20 protein-coding genes are annotated in these 23,677 nt (G+C 60.3%); 7 read left to right on the forward strand and 13 right to left on the reverse strand.

From position 1 onward, the window contains the following. The coding region (locus A3C3_RS0132075; protein ID WP_022718645.1) for an AMP-binding enzyme at window positions 1–816 on the forward strand (816 nt) is incomplete at its 5' end. A gap of 43 nt (window positions 817–859) precedes the next feature. On the opposite strand, the gene A3C3_RS0132080 is transcribed toward A3C3_RS0132075, so the two are convergent. After that, on the reverse strand, window positions 860–2,107 hold the full coding sequence (locus A3C3_RS0132080; protein ID WP_022718646.1) for a TIGR03862 family flavoprotein: 1,248 nt from the start codon (window positions 2,105–2,107) through the stop codon (window positions 860–862). Between the two features lie 110 nt (window positions 2,108–2,217). Here A3C3_RS0132080 and A3C3_RS0132085 point away from each other — a divergent pair, with 110 nt between their 5' ends. After that, a complete protein-coding gene (locus A3C3_RS0132085; RefSeq protein WP_022718647.1) occupies window positions 2,218–2,643 on the forward strand; it encodes an OsmC family protein in 426 nt (141 codons plus the stop codon). 127 nt (window positions 2,644–2,770) lie between these two features. Further along, window positions 2,771–3,667, forward strand: coding sequence for a DMT family transporter (locus A3C3_RS0132090; protein WP_028740182.1), 897 nt, complete (start codon window positions 2,771–2,773; stop codon window positions 3,665–3,667). Window positions 3,668–3,672: 5 nt separating this feature from the next. On the opposite strand, the gene A3C3_RS0132095 is transcribed toward A3C3_RS0132090, so the two are convergent. The 7 genes from A3C3_RS0132095 to A3C3_RS0132125 form a co-directional block, all read right to left on the reverse strand. Continuing rightward, window positions 3,673–4,695 (reverse strand): polysaccharide pyruvyl transferase family protein, encoded by a 1,023-nt coding sequence (locus A3C3_RS0132095; RefSeq protein WP_022718649.1) that lies wholly within the window; start codon window positions 4,693–4,695, stop codon window positions 3,673–3,675. A 32-nt stretch (window positions 4,696–4,727) separates the two neighbouring features. After that, window positions 4,728–6,218, reverse strand: a complete 1,491-nt coding sequence (locus tag A3C3_RS0132100) for a lipopolysaccharide biosynthesis protein (RefSeq protein ID WP_022718650.1) — start codon at window positions 6,216–6,218, stop codon at window positions 4,728–4,730. Window positions 6,219–6,257: 39 nt separating this feature from the next. Beyond that, entirely contained in the window at window positions 6,258–7,190 is a 933-nt protein-coding gene (locus A3C3_RS0132105; RefSeq protein WP_022718651.1) for a glycosyltransferase family 2 protein, read from the reverse strand. Between the two features lie 498 nt (window positions 7,191–7,688). Further along, window positions 7,689–9,332, reverse strand: a complete 1,644-nt coding sequence (locus A3C3_RS0132110) for a VOC family protein (RefSeq protein ID WP_022718652.1) — start codon at window positions 9,330–9,332, stop codon at window positions 7,689–7,691. Then, a complete protein-coding gene (locus A3C3_RS0132115; protein WP_022718653.1) occupies window positions 9,329–10,945 on the reverse strand; it encodes a response regulator in 1,617 nt (538 codons plus the stop codon). Before A3C3_RS0132115 ends, A3C3_RS0132110 begins: the two co-directional genes overlap by 4 nt. A gap of 3 nt (window positions 10,946–10,948) precedes the next feature. After that, the gene (locus A3C3_RS0132120) at window positions 10,949–11,374 is read right to left on the reverse strand and encodes a response regulator (protein ID WP_022718654.1); all 426 of its coding nucleotides are present in this window, start codon (window positions 11,372–11,374) and stop codon (window positions 10,949–10,951) included. Beyond that, window positions 11,361–13,511, reverse strand: coding sequence for a PAS domain-containing sensor histidine kinase (locus tag A3C3_RS0132125; protein WP_022718655.1), 2,151 nt, complete (start codon window positions 13,509–13,511; stop codon window positions 11,361–11,363). Before A3C3_RS0132125 ends, A3C3_RS0132120 begins: the two co-directional genes overlap by 14 nt. A gap of 190 nt (window positions 13,512–13,701) precedes the next feature. Between A3C3_RS0132125 and A3C3_RS0132130 the strand changes: the two genes are divergently transcribed. The 3 genes from A3C3_RS0132130 to A3C3_RS0132140 all read left to right on the forward strand — a co-directional run bounded on the left by A3C3_RS0132130 (window position 13,702) and on the right by A3C3_RS0132140 (window position 15,690). Beyond that, window positions 13,702–14,070 carry a response regulator gene (locus tag A3C3_RS0132130; protein WP_022718656.1) on the forward strand — a complete coding sequence of 123 codons (369 nt, stop codon included), beginning with the start codon at window positions 13,702–13,704 and terminating at the stop codon, window positions 14,068–14,070. A 472-nt stretch (window positions 14,071–14,542) separates the two neighbouring features. Beyond that, a complete protein-coding gene (locus tag A3C3_RS0132135; protein ID WP_022718657.1) occupies window positions 14,543–15,238 on the forward strand; it encodes a response regulator transcription factor in 696 nt (231 codons plus the stop codon). Between the two features lie 14 nt (window positions 15,239–15,252). After that, complete coding sequence (locus A3C3_RS0132140) at window positions 15,253–15,690, forward strand: response regulator (protein ID WP_022718658.1); 438 nt, start codon at window positions 15,253–15,255, stop codon at window positions 15,688–15,690. A gap of 6 nt (window positions 15,691–15,696) precedes the next feature. On the opposite strand, the gene A3C3_RS0132145 is transcribed toward A3C3_RS0132140, so the two are convergent. From A3C3_RS0132145 to ybaL, 4 genes are all read right to left on the reverse strand, one after another. Beyond that, the gene (locus A3C3_RS0132145) at window positions 15,697–16,401 is read right to left on the reverse strand and encodes a sensor histidine kinase (protein WP_022718659.1); all 705 of its coding nucleotides are present in this window, start codon (window positions 16,399–16,401) and stop codon (window positions 15,697–15,699) included. A gap of 95 nt (window positions 16,402–16,496) precedes the next feature. After that, on the reverse strand, window positions 16,497–19,058 hold the full coding sequence (gene secD / locus A3C3_RS0132150; protein ID WP_022718660.1) for a protein translocase subunit SecD: 2,562 nt from the start codon (window positions 19,056–19,058) through the stop codon (window positions 16,497–16,499). A gap of 87 nt (window positions 19,059–19,145) precedes the next feature. After that, a complete protein-coding gene (locus A3C3_RS0132155; protein WP_022718661.1) occupies window positions 19,146–19,565 on the reverse strand; it encodes a hypothetical protein in 420 nt (139 codons plus the stop codon). Window positions 19,566–19,580: 15 nt separating this feature from the next. Next, window positions 19,581–21,392: a YbaL family putative K(+) efflux transporter gene (ybaL, locus tag A3C3_RS0132160; RefSeq protein ID WP_022718662.1), complete on the reverse strand. Its 1,812-nt coding sequence runs from the start codon at window positions 21,390–21,392 to the stop codon at window positions 19,581–19,583. A 34-nt stretch (window positions 21,393–21,426) separates the two neighbouring features. Between ybaL and A3C3_RS0132165 the strand changes: the two genes are divergently transcribed. Further along, window positions 21,427–21,735, forward strand: coding sequence for a helix-turn-helix domain-containing protein (locus A3C3_RS0132165; protein WP_028740185.1), 309 nt, complete (start codon window positions 21,427–21,429; stop codon window positions 21,733–21,735). Here the strand turns inward: A3C3_RS0132165 and A3C3_RS0132170 are convergent. Beyond that, a complete protein-coding gene (locus tag A3C3_RS0132170; protein WP_022718664.1) occupies window positions 21,732–23,159 on the reverse strand; it encodes an ArnT family glycosyltransferase in 1,428 nt (475 codons plus the stop codon). The two genes, A3C3_RS0132165 and A3C3_RS0132170, sit on opposite strands and share 4 nt — an antisense overlap. Window positions 23,160–23,677: the final 518 nt, after the last annotated feature.

The raw sequence follows: 23,677 nt of genomic DNA on the forward strand, positions 1-23,677 counted from the left end.
TCCCGCTCGTCCTTGCGCCTGCTCGGGACGGTCGGCGAGCCGATCAACCCGGAAGCTTGGGAGTGGTATTACAATGTCGTCGGCGATGGCCGTTGCCCGATCGTCGATACCTGGTGGCAAACAGAGACCGGCGGCATCCTGATCACGCCGCTGCCTGGTGCGATCGACCTGAAGCCCGGTTCAGCGACCGTCCCGTTCTTCGGTGTGAAGCCGCAGCTGGTCGACAATGAAGGCAAGGTGCTGGAAGGCACTGCCGACGGCAACCTGTGCATTACCGACAGCTGGCCTGGGCAGATGCGCACGGTCTATGGCGACCATGAGCGCTTCATCCAGACCTACTTTTCCACCTACAAGGGCAAGTATTTTACCGGCGACGGCTGCCGCCGCGATGAAGACGGCTACTACTGGATCACCGGTCGTGTCGACGATGTGCTGAACGTCTCCGGCCACCGCCTCGGCACGGCCGAGGTGGAGTCGGCGCTCGTCTCGCATAATCTGGTTTCGGAAGCCGCGGTCGTTGGCTACCCGCATTCGATCAAGGGACAGGGCATCTATTGCTATGTCACGCTGATGGCCGGCAACGAAGGATCCGATGAGTTGCGCCAACAGTTGGTGAAGCATGTTCGCACGGAAATCGGCCCGATCGCATCTCCGGACAAGATCCAGTTTGCCCCCGGCTTGCCGAAGACCCGTTCCGGCAAGATCATGCGCCGCATCCTGCGCAAGATTGCCGAAGACGATTTCGGCGCGCTCGGCGATACGTCCACGCTGGCCGATCCGGCAGTCGTCGATGACCTCATCGCCAATCGAGTGTAGATACTCTCTGTGTTGAACCCCTCTGGCAGCCCGGCATCCGCCCCTACCGCAGAGGGTTTATCGCGGCTATCGCAGGGCGACCACCAAACTCCAGCCACTTACCGATCCCCACCCCCGCAGCATTCCCCGTCGCCACGCACGCCGTCAGCAAATACCCGCCGGTCGGGGCTTCCCAGTCGAGCATTTCTCCGGCGGCGAAAAGGCCGGGAATGGCACTCAGCATGTAGCCATCGTCAAGCGCGCTCCATTCGATGCCGCCGGCGGAGGATATGGCCTCAGTGATGGGGCGGGGGCGGGTGAGAGGGATCGGCAGGGATTTGACGTGGCTTGCGAGCTTCGATGGGTCCTGAAGGTCGGTTTCCTTTGCGAGTTCGCGCAGCAGGCCGGTTTTGACGCCGTCGAGGCCGGCGCCTTTGCGCAGGCGGTTGGAGAAGCTGCCTTTCCTGTCCTGCCGGGCGAGGTCCTTTGAAAGGCGCTCAGTGCTTCGGCCGGGTGCGAGGTCGACAAGCAGGGATGCGGGCTTGCCGGTTTCGAGCGCGTCGCGCAGTGCTGCGGAATGGGCGTAGACAAGGCTGCCCTCGATGCCGTGGCGGGTGATGACGAATTCGCCGGGGAAAGTGCCGGCGGGCGAGGTGGCGGTGACGGATTTGAGCGGCTCGCCCGCGAAACGGCCGCGAAAGGTCTCGCTCCAATCGACGTCGAAGCCACAATTGGCGGGGCGGAACGGCGCGATGCTCACCCCCTTTTCGTGGAGCCACGGTACCCAGGCGGCATTCGAGCCGAGGCGCGGCCAGCTGGCGCCGCCAAGTGCCAGCAAGGCGGCATCCGGGTGGATGACACGGTGGCGTTGCGGTGTTTCGAACGCGTAGCCGCCATCCTCGAAGCCGGTCCAGCGGTGGCGTGTCAGGATCGAAACGCCGCGGGCTTCCAGACGCGCGATCCAGGCGCGCAACAGCGGCGAGGCCTTCATGACTTTCGGGAAGACGCGGCCGGAGGAGCCAGTGAAGGTCTCGGTGCCAAGCCCTTCTGCCCAGGCCCGGACATCGTCGGGCTTGAAGCCGTCCAAGGCGGGGCGCAGCCGGTCGGACGCTTTGCCGAAGCGGGCAACGAAGCGCTCATAGTCTTCCGAATGGGTGATATTGAGGCCGGACTTTCCGGCGAGCAGGAATTTGCGCGCCACCGTGGGCATCGCTTCGTAGATGGTGACGGCGTGCCCGGCTGCCGAGAGTACCTCGGCTGCCATCAAACCCGCCGGTCCGCCGCCGATGATCGAGATCTGTTTTTTCTTCATGGCTCGCCTGATACAGGATTCATATCCGCGCGTCTCCGGATTCGAAAGCGCGAATTGCGGGCGACCGGCAAACCCATTATTTGAGATGTATATCAACGGAGTGTCCCGACATGGCCGACCTCAAGGCAAGACCAAGACCCACAGGCGCCACCGCCGTTCTCGGGCGCACCGGCTTTGCCCATGTCACCTCGGCGACGAAGGGTGAGCTCGACATCGTCACCAGCCCGTCGCAGCCGGGTTTCAATCCGCTGGACCTGCTTTATTCCTCGCTGTCGGCCTGCCTGGTGCTGAGCGCGCGCATCGCCGCAAGCCAAATGGGCGTCCTCGACCGGATCACTGAATTGACTGCTGAGGTGACGGGCGAGAAGGCGACGGAAGGACCCTCGCGCGTTGAGAGGTTCAATATCGTCTTCGCCATCAAGGGCGACATCGACGAGTGGACGCGGCAGAAGATCGCGCATGCGGCGGAGGAAATCTGCACCGTAAGCAATACGATCCGCGGCAAACCGGAATTCGCTACCGAAATTGTTGGCTGAGGCCGCTGCCTGTCGAATATACTTTTGCCTGCCTTTGTCGTTCCTGCGCTATCGTCGGTGGCCTTCATCTGGTAATTCGCTGCCGATCGCCGCTTTCACTGCTCGCGGCGCAGAAAGCATCGAGATCATGTCGCAGGCCGCTTCCGCAACCGTCGAAACCGTACCCTCCAATCGCCTTGCCCTGGCGGCACTGATCCTTGGCGGGGCGGCGATCGGCGGCTCGCCGATCTTCGTGCGGATGTCGGAAGTCGGACCGATGGCGACGGCGTTCTGGCGCGTCGCGCTCGCCCTGATACCGATCTTCATCTTCTCGCTGATTAAGGGCAAGGATGCCGGGCCCAAGCCGGAAAGGCTTTCGGACTATGCGCTTCTGGTCCTGCCAGGTGTGATCCTCGCCATGGATCTTGCTGCGTGGCACCTCTCGATCACGATGACATCGGTTGCCAATGCGACGCTGCTGGCAAATCTCGCGCCCGTCTTCGTCACGGTCATCGGCTTCCTGTTCTTCCGAGCGGCGGTGACGCGGCTCTTCGTTCTTGGCCTTGCACTGGCATTGGCCGGCGTCATCATCCTGAAGGGCGGGCCTTCGGCCTTTGGGAACGGGGATCTGCTGGGCGATGGCATCGCGATCGTCGCGGCGTTGTTCTATGCCGGATACATCCTTGCTATCGGCAGGCTCAGAAGCCGGTTCGATACCATCCGCATCATGCTCTGGAGTACGGCGTCTGCCGCGGTTTTCGTATTTCCGCTGGCTTTCGCCTTCGAGGATCAGATCTGGCCGGCCACGGCCTACGGCTGGGCGATGGTTTTCGGTCTCGCCTTCGTCAGTCATGCAGGCGGGCAAGTGGCGATCGCTTATGCGCTCGCCTATCTGCCAGCCGCCTTCTCCTCGCTGACGCTGCTGCTCCAGCCCGTCGTCGCGGCAATTCTCGCCTGGATGCTGCTCAACGAAGCGATCGGCCCGATGCAGGCGATCGGCGGGGCAGTCGTGCTCGCCGGGATCATGATCGCCCGGCGAGGCTGACGGGATCAGGCGACTGCAGCAGGCCGCACGCGGCGGGCGTCGAGGATGGCGAGCGCCTCGTCGACGGTTGCGGCAAGGGCTGCCTTTTCCGTGTTGCAGGTGCCCCAGGCCTCGATGAAGCTGCTCGTCTTGCCGTAGCTGTTGTCCAGCACGCAGTGATCGGCGCCGATCAATACGCACATGATGTGGCCGTGCATGCGGTCGGTGATGACCTGGCGCGCCGAGCCGAGCAAGGCCACGCCGCGATCGAAACGCTGCTGTGCGCGCTCGCGATAGGCAAGCTCCGTCATGCGGGCGCGTCCGCCGATTTTCCCGGACATCAGGCCCTTCAGGATCGCGGTATGCTTGGTTTGCCGCTGGAAATCGGCGGGCTCGTCCGGCCAGTCGGATTTGACGGTGCCGGGACGTCCCGTGGCAGCGGTGAGATCCTGCGGAGTTCCGACTTCCTGATCTTCGCGGAGGTTGAGCAGCAACTCGTGCTGCGGCGCCGGGCGCGCGACCGGGCCGATGCAGAAGGCCATGTCCGGGCAAAGGCGCGTTTCGCACTGGAACCAGCGGCGCGCGAATTCCAGGCTCTTCTTGTCGCGCACCAGGAGCGTGAAGTTGCCGTGCTGCTCGATGGCGCGGGCCGTGCTGTCGATATTGGCCTGCTCCTTGAAATGGATCGTCTGCGGCATCTGGACGATCGGGCGGCCCTTGAATTTAGCCAGCATGCCTTCACGGAACTGGCGATAGCCGGCCCAAATGTCGCCGAAATTGCCGCCGCCGTGCAGGAAAATGCGGCCGTTGCCAATTGTCGCGAGCATCCGCTCTTCATCGTAGGTCGGAATCTCGGTCACATAGGCCGGTCGCGTCTTGCGGCGGTCGAAATAGGCGAGCTCCCCGAGCCAGATGGCGCTGTCGCCGATGTTGTAGTGGTTGGGGAAATCGAGCAGCGCGAAGCGCTCCGCCGGATCGACAAGATCGGCGAGGTTGTTTGCGATCAGACCCTGAAGGCGGTTGATGATCGTAATGTTGGTTTCCTGCATAAAAGCTCCTGTTTGCTGGCCAGGCGGCGAAGCTAGGCCTCAGCCCGTTTGCCGAACGGCAGCAGCGACTTGCCGAGTGCGATATAGGGACGGATGGCCTTTCTGCCGAAGATCGGCAGAAAGGCCAGATAGATGACGGCACCAAGGCCGATGCTGAGGCCGAGTGACAGCCAGCGGCTTTGAAGATACCCGGCGATGTAGGGATGGGCGAACCAGACGCAGAGGGCCATGACGGCGCCGCCGCAGAAGGGAAGGGCGACCGCCTTGAATGTGCCGGCTGCATCGATCCCGGCATATCTGCTCAGCACATATTGCTGGTAAGGCATCGTCAGCCAGGCCCGCAGCACATAGCCTGCCGCCACCGCGAAAATGCCGTAGGGAACCAGCAGCCAGGTGAGGATCAGCGTTACCGCAAGCTGGAGCGCGGCCACCGAGAGGATCGATTCCGCGCGGTTAACGGCCGAGAGCGCCGAGGATGCGAAGAAGTTAGTGACGAAAGGCACGGACATCAGCACCAGCACGGTGGCGATATCGCCGGCATTGCCCCATTTGTCTCCGAAGAGTAGGGCGATCATGTCATTCGACAGCGCGCCGAAGCCGAAGAGCAACGGGATCGTGCCGAGTGCTGCGGCACCGACGATCTTGTTGTAGGCGTTGCGGAAGGCGGTGCGATCGTTCTGCAAGCGCGACAGCGTGACCAGCGAAACACTGCCGATGGGCGCCAGAACGGCCTGGCCGATCAGTTCGATCAGCCGCCAGGCGATGCGATAACGGCCGACTTCGACGGCGCCGTACCAGCGGGAAATGAAGATATCCTGCACGCGGGCAAGCAGCATCCACATGAGTTGCGTCACCACGAGGCTAACGCTGAAAAGGAAGACCGAACGGAATTTTTCGAGATTGAAGCGCAGGCGCGGCATCCACGGGTAAGACACCCAGCCGAGGACGACGGTGACGGCCGCATTGACGGCAGTCTGCGCCACCAGCGCCCAGATGCCCCAGCCGAGATAGGCGCAGATGACAGCCGTGGTGCCGGAAAGCAGGCTTGCAGCGATGCTCTGCGCTGCAAGGCTCTTGTGACCGAAGTCGCGCGCAAGCCGCGCATTGTGGATGACTGCAAGCGACGAAAGGGGCAGCAGCGGCGCCAGCCACTGCAGGATACCGGCCACCGAAGGATCGCGGACGAATTGGCCGTAAGAGGGAGCAAAGACGAAGACGAGCAACGCGACGATGGCGCTGAAGGCGACCGTTGCCCAGAAACAGGTATCGGCAAGTTCCTCGTCGAGATCGAGCTGCCGGGTAATCGCATCACCGAGGCCGGCATAGGCAAGCACACGGCCGATCTCGACGAAAAGGCTGGCGAGCGCGAAGGTTCCGAAATCGGCAGGCCCAAGGATGCGGGCAAGGATGACGAAGATGACGAAGGTTGCGACGGTGCTCCACGCAACGCGGATCACCGACCAGAGGACGGACAGCGCGGTCTTTTTCTTCAGGTCGGCATGCGCAACTGCATTATCTGCCATTCAGATTCCAATCGAATGTGGCACTGCCGGCGGTAAGGATCAGCGGCGGATCGCCGTTGGCGCCGCGGTGCGTTTGGCGCTCCGCCAATAGGCGAGCATGCCGGTGATATTGTCGCGAAGCTGGCGGCGGTAGGTCAGCCCCATTTCCTCGCTCATTTTCCGGCCACCGATCAATTCCTTGAACGCCTGGCGGATATCCCAGCGCAGCATGCCGCGCATATTGGAGCGCCTGTCGAACATGTATTTCGCATAGAGCGCGCCGTTACCGAAGGCATAGCCAGCGTGCAGGTGGTGGATGTCCTCGATCTTGCGGCGGCCATGGAAATGCTTGACGACGAGATCGGGAAAATATTCGACGCGGATGCCGGCGTTGGAAGCGCGGTGAATGTAATCCGTATCCTCGCCGGAGCGGAACTGCGAGCCGGCGCCGAAGAGCGGATCGAAGAGGCCGATCGTTTCGCAAAGCGCCTTCGGGAAGGCCATGTTGCAGCCATGGATGAAGCCGCCCGCGTGAAGCTCGCTGGTCAATACGGCGGGCTCGAGTTCGGTCTTGATGGTGACGGGAAGATCGCGCGCATCGCCAAGTTCGACGCGTCCTCCGCGCATGACGATTTCCGTATCATCGGCGAAGACCGCCTCGATGGCCGTGAAGTAATCTGGGAACACTTCGCAATCGTCGTCCGTAAAGGCAAGGATACGGCCGGTGGCGGCGGCAATCCCTGTATTGCGAGCATTGGCAAGGCCGGGTAGCGTTTCGTAGATGAGATTGGTATCGATCGGCGCCGAGGCCGCCCATTTGCTGAAGACATCCGATGTGTCGTCGCTCGACCCGTTGTCCACGAAGACAAGTTCAAGGCGCAAATGGCTTGCCTGCCGCGCGGCGGTGGCGATGGCATCCAGGCAGTTCAATAGGCCATAGGCCCGATTTCTCGAAGAGATGATCAGGCTGATGTCAACAGGCCGAGGAGGCATTCGTTTCCCCTTCTGTGATCAATGTCCGGGCGAAGATAGGCCGCACATCGAGGTTCGGCAAGGATTTTTTGCAGTGCAGCAAAATAGAACAGATGCTGAAAAAATAGAAGAAATGAGGTAATTTGTTGACGAAGACCTTTTGTTTGGTGGTGGATAGAAAATCCAATGAAGAAACATGTAATAATAATTTAAATTTATTGTATTTAATGACTTAACCTATAGCCATCAGCAAACTTGTCCGTGTTTTGTTGTTTTTGTTTTGTGAATAAATGGTAATATTATCTGATAATAGCTAAAATAATATTTGAGTTCGAACAGATGGGATGTTTCCGTTTTCATTGAAGCAAATGCAGAGATCAGCGAATTGAGTGATGGCGACAAGAGTTGAGCAGAAATGCCCTACCGACAAAGATGCCGGTAGGAAACACATCTAGACTAAACTCGCTGGAGGAAGTCCGTTCCAAGAAATCATCACACTTCGGAAGTCTTTCTGGAGTGCTATTGCGGAACGCTAGCTTGGCGGTCTTTCTGCAGAAGCCACTTCTGGATGATTGGCACATCGGCATCGCCGAGGTCATGGCCGCCAAAGATGACGTCCGAATCGACGGTCGCGCCGGAGGTTTTCAGCCGTGTCCGAAGCTCGTTCGCATATCGGCCATAAGCGTCTGTCTTGCCGCTGATGACGAGCAGATCCGTGCCCGTAAGGTCGGCATGAGGATAGTCCGTCAGCACCGGCATGGAGCGGAGCAGCACCGCGCGGTGTATCAGGCTCGGATGCAGGTAGAGCAGCGAGTTCAGAAGATTGGCGCCATTGGAATAGCCGACATAGACGATTTTCTTCGGGTCGAGGCCGTAGGATTTGACGGCGTTGTCGATAAAGGCGGCGAAGGCTTCCGCCTCGTTCTTGATGTCGTCCTGATCGAAGGAGAACGGCGTTATGCGCTTGTACCAGCGCGGGAAACCTTCTTCCGTCGCCCGGCCGCGCACGCCGAGCAGTGTAGCGCGCGGCGCCACTTTATGCAGAAGCGGCATCAGCGTCGTCTCGTTGCCGCCCGATCCGTGAAGCAGCACGAACACGCTGCCATCCGGATCCGGTGGCGTATAGAAGCGGTGGACGAAAGGCAGATCGCGATAGTTCACGCGAGGCTCACCGGGCATGGAAAACTGCGGCAGGACGACCTTCAGGTCCTCAAGATTGGTGATCGCGTCCTTTGGCGGCAGGAAGAGCTTGGAGCCGAGGGTTCCGGCCGGTTCGTCGACGGTCATGCCGGGCTTGTCCGTTGCAAGCTCGGCCAGCGTGCCACCGGGCTCGCGGGCATAGAGAGAGCGGAAATATTTGCGGTCATGCGTGCTGGTTGCCGAGGCGTTCGTCTTCTCGAGCGCTTCGTGAACCGTCGACAACTGTGCATCGTCGGTGGCGCGGAAAGCCACGTGATCGACCGTGCCTGTTCCCGGCGCACCGGACCAGAAGCCGCGGGCATTTCGGACATCGATCACGTCGCCCGACTGCGAGACGAGACGATCGATCGCGCCCTTGCTCACCTGGAAGCGATAGCCGAAGTGACTTTCGAGGAAGCTGCGGCTCTCCTCGGGCACTTCCGTCAGCATGGTCGCGCCGCGGATGCGCTGCACGGCGTGCTCCACCGGCACCGGACCGCCATGCCAGGGGGCGGCACTCTTCAATTCCCTGTTCCCGGTAAGTTTCAGAATGATGTTGTCGGGATCCTTGAGGCGCAGCACGGTCTCGCCGAACTCGTCGCCTGGCCCCTCCATGCGCAGGCCGAAACTCATTGCCCGCGTCAGCCAATAGCCGATGCTCGTAGGATCGATGGCAAGCGCGATCTCGCTGATTTGCCCGAAGCCGGCGCGTCCCGGCGAGCCATCTTCCCAGGCGAGGAAGGTGACGAGCGAACCGGGCGTGCCGGCAGCGTCGCCATAGAAGAGATGCAGCTGTGCCGCGTCCTCGAACCCGGCCGTCTGCTTGACGAGCCGTAAGCCCAGGAAGCCTGCGTAGAAATCGACGTTCGCCTGCACTTTGCGGGTAATCGCCGTGACGTGATGTATTCCAGAAACCATCGATAGCAGTCCGGATTGGATGGGAGTGGCGAGCAATGCCAGAACGAGAGCTGATGCGAAAGTCATGCTAGTGCCGTGGACGATTGCCTTGATTGTTCTACACATAAAACGAACGAATCGCCGCGGGGTTGCAATTCCAACGTATCAACTTCCTCCAATGCTGCTTCCAGCTGCTGCAGGGTTGGCGGCTTCACCATATAAGCGAGCGCGCCAAGCTCCTTCGCTCTTTGAATATCGCCTTCGTCGCTTGACGTACTGAGGATGCAGACCGGAATCCCGCTGAGCCGCCCATCGGCTGCGAGCGCATTCAGGACCTCGAAACCGTCCATGAGCGGCATGTTGATGTCGAGCAGCATCAGGTCCATAGGCGGCTGATCCGCTATTGCGGCCCGCTGCTCGAGCAGCAGCATCGCTTCACGACCGTTGTTTGCGACATGGAGATTGAAGCTGACTTTCTCGCGGCGCATGAGCTTCAGTTTCAGAAGTTGTATGTCGGCCGGGCTGTCTTCGACAAGCAGCACCTCGGCAAGCCTGCCCGTCCCCTCCGTCTGCTGTTCGGAATGTCGGACGCTGTGAGCAGCAGGCATGGCTGCGGGGGCTGCGGCGGCTACCTGTGCAAGGGGTATTTCGAGGATGAAAATCGCGCCGCCGTCGCGTGCCTCGCACCAGATCGCACCGCCGTGCAATTGCGCGATGCGGCGGCAGATGGCCAGACCGAGGCCGGTTCCCTCGATGCCGCGGCCGACGAGCCGTTTGAACGGCTGGAAAATCAGCTCGCGATGGGCGGCATCGATGCCGGGGCCGTTGTCGCAGACGGAAAGCCGGCATAGGCCGCTATCTGCCGTCGCAACGATCCTGATTTCCGGTATGCGGTTCTCGCAATAGCGGATGGAATTCGAAACGAGGTTTTGCAGAAGCTGGATCAGCAACGTCGCGTCGCCCATCACTTCGGGGAGGTCTGCCCGGCTGATCACCGCCTGGCGGCTTTCGATCTGCCGATGGAGATTATCCTCCACCTGATCGAGCACCGAGGCGAGCGAGACAGGCTTCAGCTCCAGCTCGCCGGAGGCCTCGAGCTTGGTGAAGCCCGAAACCTTGACGATCAGATCCTCCATGTGATCGGCAGCGCTCAGCACATAGTCGAAAAGCTCGCGATCCTCAGGAAGCAGCGATGGCGAACCGTGCAGGATCTTGCTGAAGGACTTGATTGTTCTCAGCGGTTCTTTGAGGTCGTGCGCCATCGCACGGGTGAAAATCTCAAGGGATTGGCGTTTCTGCTCCAGTTTGGTCTCCAGTGCGCCGTGCATGATGGCGTTCTGAATGCAGCGGTGCAGCCCTTCTGGCGAAAGCGCATCCTTGGTCAGGTAATCGCGTGCGCCGCTCTTCATCACCTCGACGGCAACCGCCTCGTTGCCCTGGCCTGTCAGCATGACGACATTGGCGGAGGCATCGAGTTCGAGGATTTGCGCAAGCACTCCGAGGCCGTTGCGGCCGGGCAAAGAGTAATCAAGCAGGATGCAGTTCGGCCGTTTGCCGGTGATCATCGCGAGACCCTGATCGCCGGTCTCGGCCTCTGCCAGCGAGTAGGTCGTACCCGCTATACGGCCCAGCATGCGACGGTAGAAGTCGCGGTCGTCCATATTGTCGTCGATGATCAGTACCGAGCAGGCTTCCGCCAATCGTCACTCCTCCAGGGGCAGTATGGCAATCTCGAACCAATATTCCTTCAGCCTTTGTATGGCTGCAAAAAGGCCGTCCAGATCGACGGGCTTTTGCACATAGGTATTGGCGCCGAGGGCATAGCAGCCCTCGATGTCGCGCTCGTCGTCGGAGGTCGTCAGGATAACGACCGGTATCTTGTGCCAGTGCGTATTGGATTTGATCGCCTCCAGCGTCTTGCGGCCGTCGAGCCCCGGCATGTTGAGATCGAGCAGGATCAGACCCGGCCGCGGACTGATGGTTGCCAGCATATCGAGAGCCTCTTGTCCCGAAGCCGCCCAGTAGATCGGGTTGCGCAGGTTCGTGCGCTTGAAAGCGCGCATCGTCGCTTCGAAGTCGTCCTCGCTGTCCTCAACGATGAGGATCGGTTGCGTATCACGCTGCTGCATTCTGCTCCTCGCGCTTCCTGCCCAATGTGAAATAGAACGTCGTGCCTGTGCCGACTTCCGATTCCAGCCATATCTCGCCGTTGTGGCGGGCGATGATCTTGCGGACGAAGGTCAAGCCGGCGCCTGTTCCGTCATCCGAATCCTGCGATTTTTCCAGGCGCTTGAAAATGCGGAAAATATCCTCATGGAATTCCTTGGGTATGCCTTTGCCGTTATCTTTGACGAAGAAGACGTTGCGCGCCGTCGTGCCGTCCCTGGCGACGAAGCGTTCGAGATAGCCGATACTGACGAGCGGATGAGGCTTGTCGTTGTACTTGATCGCATTGGTAATAAGGTTGCGGAAGACTTCCGTGAGCCGCAGCGCATCACAGACGACTTCCGGCAATTGGCCATCGATGACGACCTTGGCATGGCGCTCCTCCAGAAGCAGCTCCATGGTGGCGATCACATCCTTGATGACAAGATTGATGTCGGTCCGCTTCACCGCAAGCTGCTGCCGACCGATCCGCGAAAAATAGAGCAGGTCGTTGACCAGCTTCTCCATACGCTGGCTGAGCCGTACCAGGCGATTGAGGCGCCGTACGCCATCCTCGTCGAGGAGGCCTTCGTAGTCCTCCAATAAGAAGCGCGAGTGGTTGTGGAGCCCACGCAGCGGCTCCTTCAGATCATGCGAAGCAATATAGGCGAACTCGTCGAGGTCGTGATTGCTCCGCTCCAGATCGGCGGTATAATCCTCAAGTTGCGCCAGCGTCGTCTTCAGTCGCTCCTCCTGGGTCACGCGCTCGCTGATATCGCGCACAATGCCGACGAAGGCCTTCGTTCCGCCGCTCTTCACCTCGCTGACGGAAACATCGAGCGGAAAGGCGACGCCATTCTTGCGCCGTCCGGAAACCTTGCGCGTGGTGCCGATGACGCGCTGCTCGCCGGTTTCGGCATAGTGGCGCAGATAGCCGTCGTGCTCCGAATGATACGGTTCGGGCATCAACATCTTGACATTCCTGCCGATCACTTCCTGCGGCGTGTAACCGAACATCTGCTCGGCCGCCGGATTGAAACTTAAGATCGTTCCCTTTTCGTCGATCGTGAGTACCGCGTCCGGTGTGCTGCGCACCAAGGCGCTGAAGCGGATGCGTTCGGTCTCGAGGTTCAACCTGTTCCGCACGTAGTAAAATACGAGCAAAGCAATCAGCCATAGCATGACGAGGGTGATTGCCCGGTTCGTGACCTCCTGCCAGAAGCCTACGTTGTCGTGGCGCACGGCGAAGAAGCCGAGCAGGACGAGGATGGTGCACACGAGGGCGAAGAGAAGCGACGCCTTGCGGTTTCTGAACCAGAGAGCGGTCAGCACCAGTGGCACGTAAAGAATGCCGTTCGCCACACCAAGCGGCGTATAGAGGTCTGCGGTTAGCCCAGTGAAGCACACGAGTGCGGGAACCCAAAGCGGTATTCGGCCACGGCTTTCGGGCTGCCGCCACCAGGCACTTGCGAGCAATCCGCCGCCGAATAGCACCATGCCGATCGCCGTTGGCAAAGCCATTGTTGCATAAGGCCCCCAGCGATAGCCTTGTTCCGCATTCGTGACGTAGCTGGTAAGGGCGATCATGCCGAGCGTGATGACCACATAGCTCACCAATTCCTGGACGAGCGGCGCTCTCGCGACCCGCCAATTCTGAGCGGCGATCAGCGACAGGTTGCCCATCAGGAAAATTGCGGCCGTATTCGGTCCCATGCCGCCGCCGATCTGAGCGGCAAAATCGGGCGATATAAGAATATCGGTCAACAGCCGGTCGATGTGATGAACGGCGCGGCCGAAGATGGTGATCTCGATCAGCCGGGCGAGCGCGATGACAACGACGAACACCGAAAGTGCAGTTGAAGGCACCGACACCAGCCGCCGGCCTGTAACGGAAGTGGCAAGGGCGCCGCCGGACAGAACAAAGCAGAGTGCCGTGTTGAACGCCATCGATGGAAAATCGGGAACGACCGAAATGATGACTTCGAGCTGCAGCAGCCAGCCGGCCAGCGCGATCAGGCCGAGAAGGGCAAGCAGAAAGCCGATACCGATGACGGCGGAGCGATAGCGCTTCCGCTTTATCTGCGGATCGTCCTGCAGTCCTGCCGCCGCTGCACTCCACACGTCGTCACACCTCCCCAGTCGCGTGCCAATTTTTTCCGAAAACCCAAAAGACACAATAGGAAAACGCATGGTTGCGCGACTGATTCATCGGTGGGCGGTCTGCCGCTGCTATCGATTGGAGGAAAATGCGGCTAGTGTTGCGAAAACGCACAATCGAGGAGCGTCCCGAAACCGCCGGATGCGAGCACCGATGCCAGTCATATTTTATGTCGATGACAGCAGGGATGATCTTTTCTACCTCGACTATATCCGCAAGAAGGAGCGGATCTCTGTTGATCTTTTCTGTTTTGCAACGGCGGAGGCGGGTCTTGCCGCTTTGGAGCACCGATTTGCCGAGCGCGCCGCGCTCCCGGACATGCTCATCGCCGATCTCTATATGCCCCTCGATAGCGGCCTTGCGCTCATCGCGCGGCTTCGAGCGGAAGCCCGGTTCAAAACGATGCGTCTTTGTGTCTGCAGCGGATCGGATGCCGAGGAAGATCGGCAGCGCGCTCTGTTTGCGGGTGCTGATTCCTATCTTCAAAAACCCCTCGACTTTGCGGCAATTCTGCATCCCTAAACGTCGCGCTGAAGGGAAGACGCGCGACAAAGCTGCAGATCCAACCTTTGGCGCTGCTTGAAACTGCGATTGACAAGGTCGTTTCAGAATTTCAAAATACACAACCATGGGGAAGAGGAGTGATTGAGCACTGAGAGAGCCGACCGACCCACATTCGCCGCCACGAATTTCAGCCAACCCCTTAGCTGGGTGGATCTATCAGCTCTCTCGCGCTTACTCCGGCACTTCTTCCGCTCTTCATGGATGGTGAACAACGGAATTGCGATACCTAGGTAAGAACTACGACTATCCTGTGTATCACTTGCGGTTGAGAGAATTGATGTCGTTTCCGCTTTCAGGATATTGGGGTCCCCATCCCATTATCCTCATCAATTGTCTCGAGATTCTTCTAACTTCTCGCATGCAGGACGTATATCCCAAGATTTCGGGATGAAGATGACTTCCGGAGGTTCGACATAAGGATTTTGCTGGAATGACCAACGCTGCGGCGGTTCCATTTCACACAGGGCCCGAGCTCAGCCGGGCGATCAATCGCACCGACTTTTTCCGCCTCTTCAAGGCGGCGGCACAGCACTATCACTTCGATAACTTTGCGCTTGCTCGGATTTCCGAGGCGAACGCGCCCTTCGGCGAGCGCGAAATCGTCATCACCAATATTGCCGAACGCAGGGTCCCGCTTTTCGTCAAGATGCTCAAGGAGGCGCTGGGCGCGCTGAAGGCAAAGACCGCGCAGTTCCTGACGACGCCGGTCTACGGCAAGAGCGGATCGCTCGGGGCCGACCTCGTATTCAACGAATTCAATGGCAATACCTTTCTGCTCATTCCTCTCTTCACGCCGGAGGGGCGGCGCTACTGCCTCGTGCTCAGCGGCATGCGGTCCGAGCCCGATCAGGGAGAAATCGCCGACGTTCTGCTCGATGCCATGCGTATTTTCGACAAACTTTACGAGGAAATCTTGACGCAGGAGATGTCAGGGCGCCTGACGCAACGGGAGGCGGAAATCGTCAAATGGACCAGCGAAGGCAAGACTTCAGCCGAGATCGCGATCATTCTCGGATTGTCGGAGCACACCGTCAATTCTCATATCACGGCCGCCGCCAGGAAGCTTGATGCGGTGAACCGCGTTCATATGGTGGCGATTGCCCTCAGGAATGGTTTGGTTTCGTGACCGGGGAAAACAGCATGAGCGCCGAAGCGGTCCCGGGAGATGCCGTCAAGGTCCTATTCGTGGATGACGAATTCGTCGAGTTCAGGTCGCTGAAGAAGAAGATTGGCAGCCTTTCCGAGCCTGCCGTCGACGTCGAATATTCGCAGTCCATCAGCGACGCGCTGGAGAAGGTCAAGGGCGGCCGGTTCGATCTCATTCTGCTCGACAACCGACTGCTGCCGAATGCCGATTTCCGCGAGACGGTGCCCGAGCTTCGCGGCATCGGCTACACAGGACCAATCGGCGTTGTTTCAACGGACATTTCGGATGGCTATTTCCAGGAGTTTCCGGACTATGGCGTCGATTTTCGTATCGGCAAGGATGAGATCGACGCGCGGACGCTGCAATATATCATCCGCGAATTCGTGAAGTACGACCTGCCCGACTTCTGGAAGGACGACTACACGATCTGATCGAGTTCAGGCGGGCAGCCGGATAGTGAAGCGGCTCCCCGTGTGGTCCGAATGGCTGAGCATCAGTTCGCCGCCAAGCGCGCTTAAGAGTTCGCGCGAAGCCGTCAGTCCCAGGCCAGGACCGGTCACGGCGTCTGGCTGGGGCAGTTTCCAGAAAGGTTCGAATATCCGCTCCTGATGGACCGGCTCGATGCCCCGCCCGTTGTCGGAAATATGGATCAGCCAATCGCTGCCGCTCCTTTCTGCCGCCAGGTCTACACGGGGATCCGCCGCACCCCGGTAAAGCAGCGCATTGGCGAGAACGTTCTTCAGCACGGTCGAGAGAAGGGTCGCATCACTGTTGAGGGTTGGAAGCCTGTCATGGGCGATACTCGCGTCATGGGCACCCATCTCGGTCTTCAATTCCGTCCAGAGATCGTCGACAAGCGGGCCGAGTTCCACCGGAGCTGGCGAAACCTGCGGCGCGCCGGCTGCAAAGCTCATCAGCGCCTTGGTGAGGCGTTGCGCAGTCTGGGCTTTCTGAAGGATCGCCGTGAGGCTTTCGAGCTGTTCGCTATCGAGCTTCTCGCCGAGCTCATCCAGGAGGATTTCCGCATACATCGCGATGTGCCGGAGCGGCGATTGAAGGTCGTGTGAAGCCGTCGCCAGAAAACGCCTTATGCGCTCCTCGCTGGTGCTCGAAACAGCAGTTGGCGTTGGACCGGATGACATTGAGACGCGACCTCCCGCTTCCTTGAAGTGAAAATAGAAAGAGGGCGCCGGTTCGGCAACCGGCGCCCTCTCGGAATGTCTGTGTCGAAGATTTATTAGCCGATCGACTTGCGTGGCTCGGTGGCTTCCGGCGGAATGATTTCCGGCTCGGCGCCAGCGGATGCCGCCACTGCCTTGGCGTGGCGGCGGCGCCAGTCGCCGAGGAAGAGCAGGATCGGCGCCGCGATGAAGACCGAGGAGAGCGCGGCGACGGCAATGCCGAACACCATCGGGATCGCAAAGCTCTCGACCGCGCTGCCACCCCAGATCGCCATTGGAAGCATGGCGAGGAAGGCGGTGGCGGAGGTATAGAGGCTTCGGCCGAGCGTTTCGTTGATCGACTTGTCGATGAGTTCGCGAAGCGGCATCGACTTGTAGAGGCGCATGTTTTCACGCATGCGGTCGTAGACCACGACCTTGTCGTTCACCGAATAACCGACCAGCGTCAAAAGGGCCGCGATGGCAGTCAGGTTGAAGTCGAGCCCGGTAAGCGCGAAGAAGCCGATGGTCTTCGTCACATCGAGGATGAGGGTCGCGATGGCGCCGACCGCAAATGGCCATTCGAAGCGCGCCCAGATATAGACAAGCATCGCCAGGCTTGCGAGAACGACAGAGAGAAAACCGGCGACCGCGAGCTCGCCGCTGACCTTCGGGCCAACGACTTCCGTCCGTTCGATCGTTGCCGACGGATCGACCTTGACGATCTCTGCCTTCAGCTGATTGACGGCGGTCGTCTGCGCTTCTTCGCCGCCCGGCTGGCGCTCGGCCCGGATAAGCACGTGGTTGCTGTCGCCGAAGGACTGCAGCGCCACTTCGCCGAGGCCGAGTGCATCGAGGCCTTCACGGAAGGAGGCGAGATCGGCGGGCTGTGCCGTCTTCACTTCCAACTGGATGCCGCCGCGGAAATCGACGCCGTAGTTGAGGCCCGGCGTGACGAACAGCACGACGGAAATGATGGAAAGGGCGGCGGAAAGCGCAAGGCCGAAGAAGCGCGCTTTCATGAAGTGAATTTGCGTACCGTCCGGAACGAGGCTGATCGGAAGCAGCGGCTTGATGTTGATGACCTTCATCTTCGTGCGACGGACGATTGCCATCATCGCGACGCGGACGATGGAAACGGCGGTGAACATGGAGATCATGATGCCGAGGCCCATGGTCACGGCGAAGCCGCGAACCGGGCCGGAGCCGAACCAGAACAGCAGCACGGTGGCGATCAGCGCCGTCATGTTACTGTCGACGATGGTCGAGTAGGCGCGGCTGAAGCCGGCGTCGATCGCGGCGAATGCGCCGCGGCCCTTGCGGGTTTCTTCACGGATACGCTCGTTGATGAGAACGTTCGCATCCACCGCCAGACCGATGCCGAGGACGACACCGGCGATGCCGGGCAGGGTCAGCGTCGAGCCGATCAGTGTCAGGCCGGCAAAGGTCAAAATCACGTTCAGGAACAGCGCGACATTTGCGAGCAGACCCCAGCCGCCATAGAGGAAGAACATGAAGCCGACGACCAGTGCGAAGCCGATGAGGCCGGAGGTCAGACCCTTCTTGATGGCGTCACCGCCGAGATCGGCGCCGACGGTGCGTTCCTCGATGACGGTGAGCTTGGCGGGAAGGGCGCCGGCACGCAGCATTGCCGCAAGCGTGGTGGCGCTTTCAGCCGTGAAGCTGCCGGAAATCTGGCCGGAGCCGCCGGTGATCGGTTCGCGAATGACGGGCGCGCTCAGCACCTTGCCGTCGAGGACGATGGCGAATGGATTGCCGACATTCTGGCGGGTAATATCCGCAAAGCGGGTTGCGCCGGCGCTATCGAAGCGGAAGCTGACGATCGGCTCGCGAGTGTTTTGGTCGAAGCCGACGCGGGCGTCCGAAAGGCGGTCGCCGGAGATTTCGACGCGGTCTTCCACCGGATAGGTGTTGCCCTGCTCGTCTTTCATCATGGTCACGCCCGGTGCCGGAGCGTTGTTCGGGGCAAGCATGTGGAACGTCATCTTGGCCGTGGAGCCGAGCAGCTGGCGCAGGCGGGTCGGATCCTGCGTACCGGGAAGCTGAACGAGGATACGGTTTGCGCCAACGCGCTGGATCGTCGGTTCGGCAACGCCGACCTGGTCGACGCGCTGGCGGATGACCTCGAGGCTCTGCTCGACGGCGGAGTTCACGTTCTGCGTGATACCTGCCTCTGAAAAGGTCATCGTAACGTTGTTCGCGCCGCTGGCAGCGATATCGAGGTCGGACCGACCGGCGGTAAGGCCGACGCCCACAGGGTTCGCCAGCGTCTGCAGATCGCTGATGGCGGCGTCGCGCTGCGTCGGGTCCGTCAGCGTCACGACGATCTGGTTCTGGTTGCGGGCGACCGAGCTGGTCGCAACACCCTTTTCGCGCAGCACGCGGCGGGTATCCTGCAGGAGCGATTGCAGGCGTTCCTTCGTCAGTTCCGATTCATCGACTTCGAGAACCAGGTGGGAGCCGCCGCGGAGGTCGAGACCAAGGGAGACCTGATCGTGCGGCAGCCAGGAAGGTATGCGGTCGAGGACGTTTTGCGGCAGGACGTTCGGCAACGCCGTGAGAATGCCGAAGAGGATGATCACCGTGTAGGTGAGCACCAGCCATGGTGAGGTGCGCATGTCGTTGTATTCCTTGAATATGCATATACCGGCGCGGTGCGCTGGCGGTGTGTCATGTGATTTTGCAAAGGCGCGATGGTCGCGATTTCAAGCGGCGGGCGGGGCTCGCGGCTGATTGCCCGGCAGAGCGGCCGGACGAAGAGCAGTATCGATCGGCGGCAGAGCCGCAGGCGGGCTCCACTCTGCGAATTCGAGATGTGGCGGTACCGGCAGGGGGACCGGGCCAAAATCGTGAAGCGTTTGTTTCGGCGCAACCTTACGATCGGCGGCGAGAATGCCGCGAACCGCCTCGCGCGCGGTCAGCTGGGGCGGCTGCGGTTCCTTGCCGGGCAAAATCAGCGCATTGTTGTCTGAGGCTGCGGGACCGAGAACGAGATTGCCGCCGATGAGAAGGCCGATATAGGCGGCAATCGCAAGGACGAGCGAAACCGCGATGCGGGCGCTCAACCGGCGTGCATCAAATCCTTCCCCGCCATTCTTTGCGATCTCGCTCTCAAATCGGCTCAAAAGCGTAAAAACCCGTCATTCACTCTCGGACGGCGCTGCGGCCGTGCCCGGAATTGTATCAGTCCCATGCCCATCTTCATAGGCCGGACTGTCATGATGCACTTGGGCGAGCCGGTCAACCATTCCCATGGCGATTTCTCGCTCGCCCATGATGACGGTATCGGCGCCGTACTGTTTCAACTCTTCGACTTCAGCGTCCGAATGGGCGCGGGCGACGATCAGGATCGACGGGTTCACGCTGCGGCCGTATTCGGCAACACGGCATGCTTCGAAGGCATTCGGGATGGCAATCACCAGGCTGCGCGCGCCAGGAAGATTGGCGAGATCGAGCACTTCGCGGGCGCCGGCATTGCCGAGAACCGTCTCAACGCCCTGCGCAGCAAGCTCTTCAATCCGCTTTTCGGAATCCTCGATGACCAAGAAAGGCGTGCCCGAAGACTTCAGGTTCTGGCCGACGATGCTGCCGACGCGGCCGTAGCCGACGAGGATGGCGTGGCCGGAAAGCGACGTCGGCTGGATTTCGTCTTCGCCTTCGGCGGGCTCGATGGGTTCTTCGGCGGCAGCGATTGTATCAACTGGAGCCTCCTCCTGCTTCGGACGGTGGAAAAGCGGGCGCATGCGGTCGCAGGCGAAGAAGAGCAGCGGGTTGAGGATGATCGAAATGAGTGCGCCTGCGAGGATGAGATCGCGGCCTTCTTCCGGCAGCAGGCCGAGATCGACGCCGAGGGCGGCAAGGATGAAGGAGAATTCGCCGATCTGTCCCAGGCTCGCGGAGATCGTCAGTGCCGTACCGGCCGGCTTCCGAAAGAGTAGCACGATGAGAAAGGCGGCGACGGACTTGCCGATGACGATGATGAAGACGGTTGCCAGGATGGGCAGCGGCCTTTCGACCAGGATGTGCGGATCGAAGAGCATGCCAACGGAGACGAAGAAGAGCACAGCGAACGCGTCGCGAAGCGGCAGGCTTTCCTGGGCGGCGCGATGGCTGAGTTCGCTTTCGGCAAGCACCATGCCCGCAAAGAAGGCGCCAAGTGCAAGCGACACGCCAAAGAGCTTCGCGGCGCCGAAAGCGACGCCGAGCGCGATGGCGAGCACGCCGAGGCGGAAGAGTTCACGCGAGCCGGTATGGGCGATCCTGTGCATCGTCCAGGGAATGAGCTTGCGGCCGAAGACAAGCATGAGGGCGACGAAGAGTGCCACCTTCACCAGCGTCATGCCAATGATGCCGGAAATGCCGAGATCGAGCCCGAACAGGCGGTTGAGGCCGGCCGAAAGCGGCTCGACCGGGGCATGTTCACCACCGCCGATGCTGGCTGCTGCGGGTATCAGCACGAGCGCGAGGACCATGGCCAAGTCCTCCACGATCAGCCAGCCGACGGCGATCTTGCCGCGTTCCGTTTCGACGAGGCGGCGTTCCTGCAGTGCCTTTAGGAGAACGACGGTCGAGGCGACGGAGAGTGCGAGGCCAAAGACGAGACTGCCGCCGGTTGACCAGCCCATCAGCGCGCCGAGACCCCAGCCGAGCAGGGTCGCGAAGGCGATCTGGGCGACGGCTCCCGGCACGGCTATGCCGCGAACCGAAAGCAGGTCCTTGAGCGAGAAGTGCAGGCCGACGCCGAACATCAATAGGATGACGCCGATTTCGGCAAGTTCGGGCGCGAGATCCTGATCCGCCACATAGCCCGGGGTGTGTGGACCAACGAGAATGCCGGCAACGAGATAGCCGACAAGCGGCGGCAATCTCAGGCGGTTGGCGATGGCGCCAAGGATAAACGCCAGCACGAGACCCCCGACGATCGTCGAAATCAAAGGCGTGTCGTGCGGCATCGCTCTCTCCCCGTCTGGAATTCCTGATCAAAACGTGACATATATGGCTTATGTTGACCAATATGGGTGGATTGAGGACATGGGTCAAGGCGCAAAGGAGACTATTCTCACGCCTGCTTTATGCCGGGCGGCACGCGGATTGCTTGATTGGACGCAGGCCGAACTCGCCGGCAAGGCGTCGGTTTCGCGCAGTACAATACGCGACTACGAAGGACAGAACCATGAAATCCACCGCGCCACCGAGGCGCAGCTACGCCTGGCCTTCGAGGACGGCGGTGTTCGCTTCGTTGAGATCGAAGGGGCGGGGACAGGGCTTTGCCTGCCTCCCGCGGCCAGTCTTTAGCTCTGCGGTCTAAGGCAGCTTGCAGGCGCTTTGTATGCATTGATCGTCCTGCCGCGGTAGTAGCCGTCGGCCGGCTGCCAACTTTTGACCAGTTCCGCTGGTGCGGCTGCGCAGGTCAGTTCGTTGCGCGTGACGAAGAGAACCTGATCCTGCACATCCGCCGGCAATGCGAAGTTCTGCTCGTAGTAATTGCCCGGGAATCCGGCAGGTGGACGCGAATAGATCTTGAGCGGTTCGTTCCTGAGCGTATGGAACATGTCGGCGACGAAATCGCGATTGTCGGTGACGACGATGCCAAGTCCGGCCTGCTTGGCTAGCATACCGGCTTCGCGGCTGATTTCGCTGCGGCCGAGATAGCGCTTCATCACTTCATTACCGCCCGGAAGTATCAATTGATGCGCAAAGATCGTCGCAAGCGGAAAAAGGAAGCTCGCAACGCCGCCGACGATGAGCGAAATGCGCAAGCCATTCGGCCATAGCTGCGTGAGCACCCAGACGGCGAGGACCGTGCCAGCGACATAGGCCGACACGCCCCAATTCGCCTCGGCCTTGGCGACAAAGGCCTGCAGGGTGATCAGCAGGACGACGGGCATTGAGAGCCAGATGAGGAGCTTTTCCTTCTCGCCGCTCTTGCCTTTGATCATGCGCCAAGTCGCCCAAAGCATCGCGAAGAAGACGATCGGCCCGACGACCCCGAACTGTGCGGCGAAGAATTCAAGCGCGCCGCCAAAGTTCAACTGCATCTGGTCCCACTTCGCGATGTCTTCGGTGTGGCGCACTGTGGTCGCGTCATGGGTGACGTTCCACCACAGGTTTGGTGAAGCGACGGCAAGCGCGGCGGCGACCGAAATGAAGAAGTCGCGCCAGGCAATCCGCGCAGACGGAACCAGAAGCAGCGCGATCAGCCCGCCTGGAACGATGAAAAGGATCGCGTATTTCGACAGGAAGGCGCAACCGAAGGCGACACCCATGACGAGCGCAAGGGCGCCCGAGCGCTTCTCGGTCAGTCTGAAATAGGCCCAGAGGCCGATCGTCATGAAGAACAGGAGAACGACATCGGTGGAGAAGAAGACGGAGGAGAGCGCGACGGCGGGCATCGTGATGTAGATGACACCGGTCCAGCCTTCAATTTCGGGACCGGCAACGCGCTTTGCGAACTGCATCAGCAGCAATGCCGTGGCCATATGCACGAGAGGCCCGCAGAGCCGCACCCAGAAGATGTCGGTTGAGCCGGCAATTTCCGTCATCGAGCGGATGAACCAGGCGATCATCGGTGGCTTCGAATAATAGCCGAAGTCGAGATTCTGCGACCAGAACCAGTATTGCGCCTCATCGACGAAGAAATCGGTCGTGTCGAAATGCAGCATCACAATACGCCACAGGGTGACGGCGAGAATGATGAAAAGGCCGGTTCTGGCAGTCATGAACAACTTCCGCTGAGCTTGAGGCGCCTGCGATACATCAGAGGAAGAGGGCTGCCAACGGGGCGGCGCAAGAAAGCCGCACTATGCCGCAGGCGGCAACTGCATTCAGAGCACGCGGAGGGTGAGGCTGCCGCGATTGGCTTCGATCCGGTCGAGCAGGGCGACGGCGGCCAGCGTGGCGATCGCGATGAGGCAGGAACCCAGTCCAAGAACAATCATTGCTCTATCCTTAACGACATCATGTCATGTCTGAGGTGCCGGATATAGCATAGACCTTGCGCGGGACTTGTAGCGCGCCTGCAACTGCGCCGGACTATTTCGTTGAACGTGTTCGAAATGCTTGGAAAGGACGGTTTGTTAAAACGCCTATTAACCTTCAAGCAAGGAATTAACCATAAACATTGCGAGACACGTCGGAATGGGAAGATGTTTGCTCGTTCCCACCAGGCATGAAGCCGTCCCGCCGTACCGGCTCGATCCGGTATCCATCTCTTTTCCGAAACAGATTTGCTGATCGG

Source organism: Rhizobium mongolense USDA 1844, from assembly GCF_000419765.1.
Lineage (GTDB): Bacteria > Pseudomonadota > Alphaproteobacteria > Rhizobiales > Rhizobiaceae > Rhizobium > Rhizobium mongolense.